A 12078-nucleotide genomic window follows, 5' to 3' on the forward strand; every position below is an offset into this window, starting at 1 on the left:
CCGGCGATGTCTCCCCCGGGCCACAGTCGCCAGCGGAAACGGCTTTTTCCATCTTTGGTTAACCATAAGCCGCAATGCCGCCACTTCGCCTTGATTTGGCAAGGTCTCGTTTAGGTTGACGCTTCATTGATGGCAGCAACGCCACGCCGTCCTGAAGCGCGCCGCCAAGAGATTTTGATCGCCCGGAGTTCAGCCATGATGACCACTCTTTTCGCCGGCGGCCGTTCGGTCCGCTTCGCCGCCGCCATCGCCGCGACGCTCGCGCTCGGCGCCTGCGCCAAGGACCAGAATGCCGACGGCTCGGGCTTCGGCGCCGGCGGCGCCGCCACACCCGGCAGCGCCCAGGACTTCGTCGTGAATGTCGGCGACCGCGTGTTCTTCGAGACCGATTCGACCGACCTGACCTCGACCGCCACCGCGACCCTCGACAAGCAGGCGCAGTGGCTGCAGCGCTATTCGCGCTACACCTTCACGGTCGAAGGCCATGCCGACGAGCGCGGCACCCGCGAATACAACTACTCGCTCGGCGCCCGCCGTGCGCAGACCGTGCGCGACTACCTCGCCTCTCGCGGCATCCCGTCGAACCGCATCCGCACCATCTCCTACGGCAAGGAGCGCCCGGTCGCGGTCTGCAACGACATCTCCTGCTGGTCGCAGAACCGCCGCGCCGTGACGGTGCTGGACGGCGCCGGCGGCGGCGCCCCGGGCGTCTGAACGTCCGATCTGCTCGAACAGGAAAGGCCCCGGACGGCATCGTCCGGGGCCTTTTCCGTATACGTGGCGGAGGCCCGCGACAGCGGCTGGGCCGCAGCCGGGGTCTTAGCCCGCGACCGTCGGGATCAGGCTCTTGGCCACGCCTTCGATGCGCTCGGCTGCAGCGACCAGCGCCTCGGCGGCCCGGTCCTCGACCTCGCTGAGCCGCCTGTCGGCAGCGCCGGCATCGCCCTGCGTCGCCGCGAGGTCGCCCTCCAGCTTCGCCAGCCGCTGCTTCAGTTCATGGACTTCGTCGGCCACCATCAGCGCCGCCATGACATGCAGCCGCATGTCGCCGATCTCGCCGAAGGCCTGCCGCATCTCGCCGATCTTCTCGTCATAGAATTGTGCCAGCCCTTCGAGATGGGCCTCCTCGCCCTCCCCGCATGCCATGCGGTAGGCCTTGCCGGAGATCGTGACATTGACTTGCGGCATCCGCCCTCCCTTCCGATCTAGCTCGCCTCGTGTTCACGCTCGGGTTCGGGCTCGGCCTCGGCAGGCTGCTGCGCCTGCACCCGCTCGATCACCGCGCCGATGACGTTCATCGCCCGCTGCAACCGCTGGTCGACATCGGCAGCGGCGGTCTCGACATGGCCGAGCCGCGCCATGGCGCCGTCGAGATCGGCCGCGAGCCGCGCCCGGTCGTCCTGCATGAGGGCCAGTTCGGTCTCGAGATTGCCCCGGCCGCGCTCGGCCTCGACCCGCCGCCGCGCCGCCGCCTCGAGCTGTCCGAGCGCACTGTCGAGGCGCGCCAGCGCATTGTCCAGCATCAGGCTAGCCACGGTCGCTCTCCTTTCAGGTCGAAGCAGGCTCCTACGATTCGTCGCCTGAATTTACAGCAGAATGCTGGAAAACAGGAATCGTCTCCGGGCCCGGAAACGCGACGGCACAAGGGCTTGCCCGGCGCGGCTGACGCACCGTCTGCGGAAAACCGCCCTAAAGCGGCCCCTGCGACCCTGAAAGCCGGGTTCCGCGAATTGACTCAAGGGGAGAGCCGGGCCTAATCCACCCGTCCTTTCAAAGCCGCCGAAAACGGCATCAAGACTGCCTTCCCACCTCGCCGGCCCGCCGTCGCGCAGGCCGGCCCGGCCCTCCCGCCCGTCCGACGGAGCCCTGTGAGACCATCATGACCAGCATCGACCGCGCCCAGCACGACAAGCTCGCCAATGCCATCCGTGGCCTGGCGATGGACGGCGTCGAGAAGGCCAAGTCCGGCCATCCCGGCCTGCCGATGGGCGCCGCCGATATCGCCGCGGTGCTGTTTACCCGCGTGATGAAGTACGACGCCGCCGATCCCCGCTGGCCGGACCGTGACCGCTTCGTGCTCTCCGCCGGCCACGGCTCGATGCTGCTCTACGCCCTGCTCTATCTCACCGGCGCGCCGGGCATGCAGCTCGACGACCTCAAGGCCTTCCGCCAGCTGGAGTCGAAGACCCCCGGCCACCCCGAGAACTTCATGACGGCCGGCGTCGAGACCACCACCGGCCCGCTCGGCCAGGGGCTGGCCACCGCCGTCGGCATGGCGATGGCCGAGCGCATGCTCGCCGCCGAGTTCGGCAAGAAGGTCGTCGACCATCACACCTATGTGCTCGCGTCGGACGGCGACCTGATGGAAGGCATCAGCCAGGAGGCGATCGCGCTCGCCGGCCATCAGAAGCTCAACAAGCTGGTCGTGCTCTGGGACGACAACGGCATCTCGATCGACGGCCCGCTGTCGATCACCGACAATGTCGACCAGGTCGCGCGCTTCAAGGCCTGCGGCTGGCGCTCCGAGCGCGTCGACGGCCATGATCCCGAGGCGATCGAGGCCGCGATCCGCCGCGCCCAGAAGTCGAACAAGCCGACCATGATCGCCTGCAAGACGGTGATCGGCTTCGGCGCGCCGAAGAAGGCCGGCACCTCCAAGGCCCATGGCGAGCCGCTCGGCGCCGAGGAGCTCGCCGCCGCCAAGCAGAAGCTCGGCATCACCGGCGGCGCCTTCGAGGTCGCTGCCGACGTGCTGAAGGCGTGGCGTGGCTTCGGCGCTGCCGGCGCTGCCGCTCACAAGGATTGGAGCGAGCGCTTCGCCGCCCTCTCCGAGCGCAAGCGCGGCGAGTTCGACCGCCGTCTCGCCCATGGCATCCCGGCCAAGCTCGACAAGGCGATCCTTGCCCACAAGAAGGGGCTGATCGCCGCGCCGCAGGCCGTCGCGACCCGCAAGGCCTCGGAGCTCGCGCTCGAAGCCATCCTCCCGGTCATGCCGGAGCTGGTGATGGGCTCGGCCGACCTGACGCCGTCCAACAACACCCGCACCAAGGCCGCCGAGGACTTCACGCCGAAGACCCCGAAGGGCCGCTATGTCCGCTACGGCATCCGCGAGCACGGCATGGCCGCGGCGATGAACGGCATTACCCTGCATGGCGGGTTCCGCACCGCCGGCGGCACCTTCCTGGTCTTCGCCGACTATGCCCGCCCCTCGATGCGCCTGGCCGCGCTGATGGGCCTGCCCGTTGTCTACGTCATGACCCATGACTCGATCGGCCTCGGCGAGGACGGCCCGACCCACCAGCCGGTCGAGCAGATCGCCTCGCTCCGCGCGATGCCGAACATGCGCGTCTTCCGCCCGGCCGATGCCATCGAGACGGCCGAAGCCTGGCAGGCCGCGCTGGAGCGCACCGACGGACCGACGGTCCTCGCGCTCTCCCGCCAGAACCTGCCGCAGCTGCGCACCGACGCTGCGGCGAGGAACCGTTCGGTGGCCGGCGCCTACGAGCTGCTGGCGGCCGAGGGCGGCAAGGCCCAGGTCTCGATCTTCGCCTCGGGTTCCGAGGTCGAGCTCGCCGTCGCGGCGCGCAAGCTGCTCGCCGAGAAGGGCGTGCGCGCCCGCGTCGTCTCCGTGCCCTCGCTCGAGCTGCTGCTGCAGCAGGACGAGGCGACCCAGGCAGCCATCATCGGCCAGGCGCCGGTCAAGGTCGCGGTCGAGGCCGGCGTGCGCTTCGGCTGGGATGCGGTGATCGGCCATGACGGGGCGTTCGTCGGCATGCACTCCTTCGGGGCGAGCGGCCCCTACAAGGAGGTCTACAAGCATTTCGGCATCACCGCGGAGGCGATCGCCGACGCAGCGATGAAGCGGCACAACGCCTGATTCGTCGGGCGAAAAGCTGAGTTTCCCAACAGAGGTCTTGCGTTCGGCCATGCTTTGGCCGAATTGCCCGCGTGGATAGCGACGGCATCGCCGGACGCTCGGCGAAGGAGAGGAAGATTATGACGGTCAAGGTGGCGATCAACGGCTTCGGCCGCATCGGGCGCAACGTTCTGCGCGCGATCATCGAGTCGAAGCGCAAGGACATCGAGGTCGTGGCGATCAACGATCTCGGCCCGGTCGAGACCAACGCCCACCTCTTCCGCTTCGACTCCGTCCACGGCCGCTTTCCCGGCACGGTGACCGTCTCCGGCGACACGATCGATGTCGGCCGCGGCCCGATCAAGGTCACCGCGATCCGCGACCCCAAGGACCTGCCGCACAAGGCCCTCGGCGTCGACATCGCCCTGGAATGCACCGGGTTCTTCACCAGCAAGGAGAAGGCGAGCGCCCATCTCGCCGCCGGCGCCAAGCGCGTGCTGGTCTCGGCCCCCTGCGACGGCGCCGACCTGACGGTCGTGTTCGGCGTCAACCATGGCGAGCTGACCAAGGACCACCTCGTGGTCTCGAACGCCTCCTGCACCACCAACTGCCTCGCGCCGGTGGTCAAGGTGCTGCATGACACCGTCGGCATCGACAAGGGCTTCATGACCACGATCCATGCCTATACGGGCGACCAGCCGACGCTGGACACCATGCACAAGGATCTCTACCGCGGCCGCGCCGCGGCGATGTCGATGATCCCGACCTCGACCGGCGCCGCCAAGGCGATCGGCCTCGTCATCCCCGAGCTCAAGGGCCGTCTCGACGGCACCTCGATCCGCGTTCCCACCCCGAACGTCTCGGTCGTCGACTTCAAGTTCCTCGCCAAGCGCAAGACCTCGGTCGAGAAGATCAACGACGCCATCATCAAGGCTTCGAAGCGCGGCGCGCTGAAGGGCATCCTCGGCGTCACCGACCAGCCGAACGTCTCGATCGACTTCAACCACGATCCGCATTCCTCGACCTTCGCCCTCGACCAGACCAAGGTCATGGACGACAAGCTGGTGCGCGTTCTGTCGTGGTACGACAACGAGTGGGGTTTCTCGAACCGCATGAGCGACACCGCGGTCGCCATGGGCGCCCTCCTCTGATCCATCGCCATCACGCCCCGACTGGGGCGTGTAGAGCATGAAGACAGGGCCGCGAGCCGCTCGCGGCGCGGCCCTGTCAATTCCGCCAAGCTACGGAGAGCCTATGGCCAAGATCGAGCCGACCGTCACATCCCCGGCGCCTGTCGAGACGCCAGCCGTGACGCCGCCCCCCGCGTTCAGCCCCGCTCCCGCAGCTGTGACGCCTGTGCCCTCAGCTCCCACCGTCGTCGTCGGCTCCGCGATGCCCGCCCCCGCCGAGACCGGATCGAGGCCCGATCCGCGCCAGCTCGACCAGCTCTCCCGCATCGAGGAGAAGGCTGCGCGCATCGAGGAGAAATTCGCCCGCTACGAGGCTGTCCTGACCCGCGCCGAGGCCTCGCTCGAGCGCAGCGCCCACAAGGTCGACGCCGCTGCCGGCACCATGGATTTTGCAGCGATCCGCGGCGAGATTTGCACCCTGCGCGATCGCATCGACGCCACGCCCCGCGCCGGCACGCTGTTTCTGACCGCCATCGTCACCGCCGTCCTCACCGTCGCGCTGACGGTCCTCGTGCTGCGCTTCGGCGTGCCCGGGCTGTTCGGGAGCCTGCTGGTCCGATGAGCGCCTTCCGCACCCTCGACGATGCCGATCTCGCCGCCAAGCGCGTCCTCGTTCGCGTCGACCTCAACGTCCCCATGCAGGACGGCAAGGTCAGCGACACCACCCGCATCGACCGTGTGCTGCCGACAATCCGCGAGATCGCCGACAAGGGCGGCAAGGTCATTCTGCTCGCGCATTTCGGCCGTCCCAAGGGGCGCGAGGACAAGAACAGCCTGAAGCAGATCGTGCCGGCGCTGACGCAGGCGCTCGGCCGCCCGGTCACCTTCGTCGAAGACTGCGTCGGTGACGATGTCGCCAATGCGGTCCGAGCCGCGAAGAACGGCGATGTCCTGCTGCTGGAGAACACCCGCTTCCACGCCGGCGATGAGAAGAACGACGCCGAGTTCGTCAGGGCGCTGGCCGCCAATGGCGACATCTATGTCAACGACGCCTTTTCCGCCGCGCACCGCGCCCATGCCTCGACCGAGGGCCTCGCCCATGTGCTGCCGGCCTATGCCGGGCGCACCATGCAGGCCGAGCTGGAAGCGCTTTCGGCCGGCCTCGACAATCCGGCCCGCCCGGTGATGGCGATTGTCGGCGGCGCCAAGGTTTCGACCAAGCTCGACCTGCTCGGCAACCTCGTCAGCAAGGTCGACGTGCTCGCCATCGGCGGCGGCATGGCAAACACCTTCCTCGCCGCCCGCGGTGTCAATATCGGCAAGTCGCTCTGCGAGCATGACCTGCTCGACACCGCCCGCGAGATCGAAGCCAAGGCGAAGGCCGCCGGTTGCGAGATCCTGCTGCCCGTCGATGCGCTGGTGGCACGCGAATTCAAGGCGCATCCCAGCTATCGAATCGTGCCCGTCGACGGGGTCGAGGCCGACGAGATGATCCTCGACGCCGGCCCGCTCTCGATTGCCGAGGTCGTGCTGCATCTGGAGAAGGTCAAGACGCTGGTCTGGAACGGCCCCTTCGGCGCCTTCGAGCTGCCGCCCTTCGACACCGCGACCGTCGCCGTCGCCAAGGCCGCGGCCAGGCACGTCAAGGCCGGCGAACTCGTCGCGGTCGCCGGCGGCGGCGACACCGTCTCCGCCATGAACCATGCCGGCGTCGCGGACGAGCTGTCCTACGTCTCGACGGCAGGCGGCGCCTTCCTCGAATGGATGGAAGGCAAGGCCCTGCCGGGCGTCGAGACCCTGCGGAAGGCCTGATTCCGATTGCCTGTCGAAGGGCCGCCGGGCAACCGCGCGGCCCTTCGCATTTTCAGCATGTCGCCGCTTTCGCTTTGCGCGGGCGGCACTTACGCACTACATCGACCACATATCGATCCAGCCAAAGGGGAGTGCCAATCGTGGCCCGTATCACGCTTCGCCAGTTGCTCGACCATGCCGCCGAGAACGACTACGGCGTGCCCGCCTTCAACATCAACAACATGGAGCAGGCGCTCGCGATCATGGCCGCTGCGGACGCGACCGATGCGCCCGTCATCATCCAGGCCTCGCGCGGCGCCCGCAGCTACGCCAACGACATCATGCTCAAGCACATGATGGACGCGGTGACCGAGATCTATCCGCATATCCCCGTCTGCGTGCATCTCGACCACGGCAACGAGCCGGCGACCTGCATGACCGCGATCCAAGCCGGCTTTACCTCGGTGATGATGGACGGTTCGCTCAAGGCCGACGGCAAGACCCCCGGCGACTGGGATTACAATGTCGGCGTGACCAAGACCGTCACCGACATGGCCCATCTCGGCGGCATCTCGGTCGAGGGCGAACTCGGCGTGCTCGGCTCGCTCGAGAGCGGCGAGGGCGAGAAGGAGGACGGCCACGGCTTCGAGGGCAAGCTCAGCCATGACCAGTTGCTGACCAATCCGGACGAGGCCGTGAAGTTCGTCGCCGAGACCAAGGTCGATGCGCTCGCCATCGCCATGGGCACCTCGCACGGCGCCTACAAGTTCACCCGCAAGCCCGACGGCGCGATCCTGGCGATGCATGTCATCGAGGCGATCCACAAGCTGCTGCCGAACACGCATCTCGTCATGCACGGCTCGTCCAGCGTTCCGCAGGACCTCCAGGACGTCATCAACCAGAATGGCGGCAAGATGCCCCAGACCTGGGGCGTGCCGGTCGAGGAAATCCAGCGCGGCATCAAGCACGGCGTGCGCAAGATCAACATCGACACCGACAATCGCATGGCGATGACCGGCCAGATCCGCAAGATCCTGTCGGAGAACCCCGGTGAATTCGACCCGCGCAAATATCTGAAGCCGGCCATGGAGGCGATGACCAAGCTCTGCAAGCAGCGCCTGGAAGAGTTCAACACCGCCGGCCAGGCCTCGAAGATCAAGCGCGTCATCACGCTGGCCGAGATGGCCAGGCGCTACGCCAAGGGCGAGCTCGACCCGACCTTCGGCTCGAAGAAGGCAGCCTGACCGGGCCGACCGGCCTCGATTTGCGACGCCCGGCCTTGCGCCGGGCGTTTCTGTTTCGGCCAGGCGCACCGCCCCGGTTGCAGCCGGCATGTATCGGGCGCTCTTTCCGTGCGTCGCGATTTCTGATTCAACGGCACGACCTCGCCGCCTGAGCCCGCAATCCCATGTCGATCGTCTTCTCAGCCCTGGTCGCGGTCTTCGTCGGCTTCGCCGCCTCGGTCGCGGTCATCCTCTCGGCCGCACAGGCGCTCGGCGCCAGCGCCGGGCAGACCGTGTCCATGGTCGCCGCGCTCGCCATCGGCACGGCACTGCCGAGCATCTGGCTGTCCTGGCGCTATCGCATGCCGATGATCTGCGCCTGGTCGACGCCCGGGGCGGCCCTGATTGCGGCTGCCAGCGGCTTCGATATGGCCTCCGCGGTCGGCGCCTTCCTCGTCGCCGCCGTACTGATGATGCTGACTGCCGCCTTCGGCCCCCTCGGCCGGCTGATCGAGCGCATCCCGATGCCGGTCGCCTCGGCCATGCTGGCCGGTGTCATCTTCCGGTTCGTCGTCGCCGTCTTCGATGAGATGCGGGTGTCGCCGCTGCTCGTGCTGCCGCTTCTCGCGGTCTTCCTTGTCGCGCGCCTTCTCAACCCGTTCCTCGCCGTCATCGCCGCGCTTGCCGCCGGCATCGGCATCAGCTTCCTGGGTGGGCTCGCCCACTGGCCTGCGGGAGAGATCGCGCTCACCGGCCTCGAATTCGTCACGCCGCGCTTCGATATTGCCGCCATGCTCGGCATCGGCGTCCCGCTCTATCTCGTCACCATGGCTGCCCAGAACCTTCCCGGCTTCGCCGTCCTGCGTGCCGCCGGCTACAAGCCGCCGACGGCGCCGGCCTTGTTCGCCACCGGCCTCGTCTCGCTGCTCACCGCTCCCTTCGGAGCGCATATGACCAACATGGCGGCGATATCAGCCTCGATCTGCACCGGCGGGGATACCCATCCAGACCCGGCCCAGCGCTGGAAGGCAGGCGTGCTCTACGGCATTGCCTATCTCGTCGTCGCCGCTTGCACCGGGCTGCTGATCGCGCTGCTGCTCGCTCTGCCGAAGGCCTTGATCGTCGCGGTGGCGGGCCTCGGCCTCGTCGGCTCGTTCACCGGCGCGCTCGGACAGGCCATGTCGTCCGACAAGGAGCGCTTCGCCGCGGCCGTCGCCTTCGCAGTGGCGGCATCGAGCCTTTCGCTTTTTGGCATCGGCTCGGCCTTCTGGAGCCTTGTCGCCGGGCTTGCGGTCTTGACATTGGACGTCGCTGCGGGCCGTTTGCGCAGCCGATCATGACCACACACGCTCCCCCTACCCGCCTGATGCTCGTCACCCCGCCCGTCGAGGATGCGGAGGCCATGGCGTTTCGCCTGATGCAGGCGATGGCCGGCGGCGACATCGCCGCCATCGTCCTGCGTCTCACCTCCGGCGACGACCGCAGCCGCATCGAGCGCGTCAAGCGCCTCGCCGGGCCGGTCCAGGCCAACAACGTCGCGCTCGTCGTCGAGGACAGCGCGCTCGTCGCCACCCGCGGGGGTGCCGACGGCGTCCATGTCGGGGGCGGCCCGGAGGCCATTGCCGAGGCGCGCTCCAGCTTGAAGGGCGAGCGCATCATCGGTGCCGGCGGCCTGAGGGCCCGCCATGATGCGATGGATGTCGGCGAGGCCGGCGTGGATTATGTCATGTTCGGCGAGCCCCGTGCCGATGGCAGCGTGCCGCCGCTCGCGGCCGTCATCGAACGCGCCGGCTGGTGGGCCGAGATTTTCGAGACGCCCTGCGTCGCCTATGCGCCCGATGCCGATTCCGTGCCGGCGCTGGTCGAGACCGGCGCCGAGTTCGTCGCGCTCGGCGCCTGGGCCTTCGAGGACGGGCAGGATATCCGCGCGCTGGTCGAGGCGGCCAACGTCGCGATCGCCGCCTGCGCGGCGCGGAAGGCTGCGCGATGAAGGCTGCCCGCCTCGTCTGTCTGGCCGGCATTCTGCTCGCTGTGCCGGCCATGGCTGCGCCCGCCGCGGACGAAGCCTATGGCGCCTATCAGGCGGGCCATTACAGGCGCGCCCTGTCGGAGGCCCTGAAGCGCATCGAGGCCAACAGCAACGACGCCGCGGCGATGACGCTGGTGGGCGAGCTCTATCGCCAGGGTCTTGGCATCGCGCCCGACCAGAAGGTCGCGACCGAGTGGTATGACCGCGCCGAAGCGCGCGGCGACATCAACGCGACCTTCGCGCTCGCCACCCAGCTCCTCGACGAGAAGAGCGGCAAGCGCGATGCCGTCCGCGCCGGCACTCTCCTGGAGAAGGCCGCCGCCGCCGGCCATCCGGCTGCCAACTACAATCTCGCCCTGACCCTGCTCGCGACCGGCCGCGAGGCCGACGACAAACGCGCCGTGGCCTGCCTCGAGGTTGCCGCCAAGGCGAACGTCGCCGACGCCATGCATGCGCTTGGCGTCCTGGCCAAGCAAGGCCGCGGCATGCCCGCGAGCGAAGAGGTGGCCGCGCGCTGGATGAAGCAGGCCGCCGCGGCTGGAAACATTCCCGGCATGGTCGAGTATGCGATCATGCGGTTCAACGGCATCGGCGTCGACAAGGACGAGGCCGCGGCGGCCAAGCTGTTCCAGCGCGCCGCTGCCCAGGGCAATCCGATCGCGCAGAACCGCCTGGCCAAGCTCTACCAGTTCGGCCTCGGCATTCCGCCGGATACGATCGAGGCCGCCGCCTGGTACCTCGCGGCTCGTGCGCAGGGGCTCGACGACCCCGGGCTGGATGCGCTGTTCGACCGCCTGAAGCCCGAACAGCAGGCCCGCGCCGCGCGCATTGCCGCCAGCCGCATCAGCAGCGCCGTCTTGACGGCGCCGTAAGAGCCGCGCAAGTGACGGTACGCTATTCCTGCCGGGCGCGTCATCCGCGCCGCTGGCCCATCGCGCCGCCGCGGCGCGCAAGAGGTTTCCGATGATCCGCTCTCCCCTGATGACCGTGATGACCGACGCCGTGATGAAGGCGTCCCGTTCGCTCAAGCGCGATTTCGGCGAGGTCGAGAACCTGCAGGTGCTCGCCAAGGGCCCGGGCGATTTCGTCTCCAAGGCCGACCACAAGGCCGAGGAGATCCTGCGCGAGGCCTTGCAGAAGGCCCGCCCCGGCTACGGCTTCGTCATGGAGGAAAGCGGCGTCGTGCACGGCACGGACGAGAGCAACCGCTGGCATATCGACCCGCTCGACGGCACCCACAACTTCCTGCGCGGCATCCCGCACTGGAACATCTCGGTCGCGCTGGAGCGCGACAACCAGTTCATCGCCGGCGTGGTCTATGACGCCGCCAAGGACGAGATGTTCATGGCCGAGAAGGGCAAGGGCGCCTATGTCAACAACCGCCGCCTGCGCGTCTCCGGCCGCAACGAGCCCACCGAGATGCTGATCGGCACCGGCATCCCGCATATCGGCAAGGGCGGCCATGGCCAGTTCCTGCGCGAGCTTGCCGCCGTCATGCCGCGCTTCGCCAATGTCCGCCGCATGGGTTCGGCGGCGCTCGACATCGCCTATGTCGCGGCAGGCCGCCTCGATGGCTACTGGGAGCGCGGGCTCAACACCTGGGATTTCGCGGCCGGCGCCGTGCTGATCCGCGAAGCCGGCGGAACCTTCGGCACCCTCGACGGGAAGCAGGTCACCAGCGCCCGTGACATCATCTGCGGCAACGAGGCTGCGGAGCGGGCGTTGAGCGCGGCGCTGAAGACAGCCACCGCCTGAGGGACCCTCGCCGCTCTTTCGTGCTTGATCCCCGAGGCGCGGGAGGCGACAGTCCTCCCGCACTCCGAGGCGAACGGAAGACGACGCATGGCTAACGAGGATTTGGCGGCCGAGCCGGTGACGGCCGCACCCCCGCGAACGGAAACCCGTTTCTCACGCCCGCTTCGCTACGTCGTCCGTGCGCTCATCTTCATCGCGCTCATCGGCTTCCTCGGCTTCATCCTGCAGGACGGCCTGATCCAGGCCTTCATGACCAATCCGGGGCTGAATGGCCTCATTGTCGGCGCTCTCCTC

12 protein-coding genes and 1 pseudogene are annotated in these 12078 nt (G+C 68.2%); 11 read left to right on the forward strand and 2 right to left on the reverse strand.

The window, feature by feature from the left end; all coding sequences use genetic code 11:
* The first annotated feature begins 198 nt into the window (after nt 1-198).
* Complete coding sequence (gene pal / locus ACIPIA_RS03540) at nt 199-714, forward strand: peptidoglycan-associated lipoprotein Pal (RefSeq protein WP_400506755.1); 516 nt, start codon at nt 199-201, stop codon at nt 712-714.
* A gap of 105 nt (nt 715-819) precedes the next feature.
* On the opposite strand, the gene ACIPIA_RS03545 is transcribed toward pal, so the two are convergent.
* Together ACIPIA_RS03545 and ACIPIA_RS03550 are read right to left on the reverse strand one after the other, a co-directional pair.
* Entirely contained in the window at nt 820-1188 is a 369-nt protein-coding gene (locus tag ACIPIA_RS03545; RefSeq protein ID WP_400506734.1) for a cell division protein ZapA, read from the reverse strand.
* Nucleotides 1189-1205: 17 nt separating this feature from the next.
* On the reverse strand, nt 1206-1535 hold the full coding sequence (locus tag ACIPIA_RS03550; protein WP_400506736.1) for a DUF4164 family protein: 330 nt from the start codon (nt 1533-1535) through the stop codon (nt 1206-1208).
* A gap of 344 nt (nt 1536-1879) precedes the next feature.
* Here ACIPIA_RS03550 and tkt point away from each other — a divergent pair, with 344 nt between their 5' ends.
* The 10 genes and pseudogenes from tkt to ACIPIA_RS03600 form a co-directional block, all read left to right on the forward strand.
* Entirely contained in the window at nt 1880-3877 is a 1998-nt protein-coding gene (tkt, locus tag ACIPIA_RS03555) for a transketolase (protein WP_400506738.1), read from the forward strand.
* A 119-nt stretch (nt 3878-3996) separates the two neighbouring features.
* A complete protein-coding gene (gene gap / locus ACIPIA_RS03560) occupies nt 3997-5007 on the forward strand; it encodes a type I glyceraldehyde-3-phosphate dehydrogenase (protein ID WP_400506740.1) in 1011 nt (336 codons plus the stop codon).
* A gap of 103 nt (nt 5008-5110) precedes the next feature.
* Nucleotides 5111-5608 (forward strand): hypothetical protein, encoded by a 498-nt coding sequence (locus ACIPIA_RS03565; protein WP_400506742.1) that lies wholly within the window; start codon nt 5111-5113, stop codon nt 5606-5608.
* Nucleotides 5605-6798, forward strand: coding sequence for a phosphoglycerate kinase (locus tag ACIPIA_RS03570; protein WP_400506744.1), 1194 nt, complete (start codon nt 5605-5607; stop codon nt 6796-6798). The genes ACIPIA_RS03565 and ACIPIA_RS03570 overlap by 4 nt, the downstream gene beginning before the upstream one ends.
* A 140-nt stretch (nt 6799-6938) precedes the next feature.
* A complete protein-coding gene (gene fba, locus ACIPIA_RS03575) occupies nt 6939-8021 on the forward strand; it encodes a class II fructose-bisphosphate aldolase (protein ID WP_400506746.1) in 1083 nt (360 codons plus the stop codon).
* 164 nt (nt 8022-8185) lie between these two features.
* Complete coding sequence (locus ACIPIA_RS03580) at nt 8186-9340, forward strand: benzoate/H(+) symporter BenE family transporter (protein WP_400506748.1); 1155 nt, start codon at nt 8186-8188, stop codon at nt 9338-9340.
* Nucleotides 9337-9990 (forward strand): thiamine phosphate synthase, encoded by a 654-nt coding sequence (locus ACIPIA_RS03585; RefSeq protein WP_400506750.1) that lies wholly within the window; start codon nt 9337-9339, stop codon nt 9988-9990. The genes ACIPIA_RS03580 and ACIPIA_RS03585 overlap by 4 nt, the downstream gene beginning before the upstream one ends.
* Nucleotides 9987-10901 carry a tetratricopeptide repeat protein gene (locus ACIPIA_RS03590; RefSeq protein ID WP_400506752.1) on the forward strand — a complete coding sequence of 305 codons (915 nt, stop codon included), beginning with the start codon at nt 9987-9989 and terminating at the stop codon, nt 10899-10901. The genes ACIPIA_RS03585 and ACIPIA_RS03590 overlap by 4 nt, the downstream gene beginning before the upstream one ends.
* 91 nt (nt 10902-10992) lie before the next feature.
* Nucleotides 10993-11784: an inositol monophosphatase family protein gene (locus ACIPIA_RS03595; protein ID WP_400506754.1), complete on the forward strand. Its 792-nt coding sequence runs from the start codon at nt 10993-10995 to the stop codon at nt 11782-11784.
* A gap of 87 nt (nt 11785-11871) precedes the next feature.
* Nucleotides 11872-12078 (forward strand): annotated as a pseudogene (locus tag ACIPIA_RS03600) (flagellar motor protein MotA); the annotation flags it as partial.

The organism is Allobosea sp. CER48 (assembly GCF_044752385.1).
Lineage (GTDB): Bacteria > Pseudomonadota > Alphaproteobacteria > Rhizobiales > Beijerinckiaceae > Allobosea.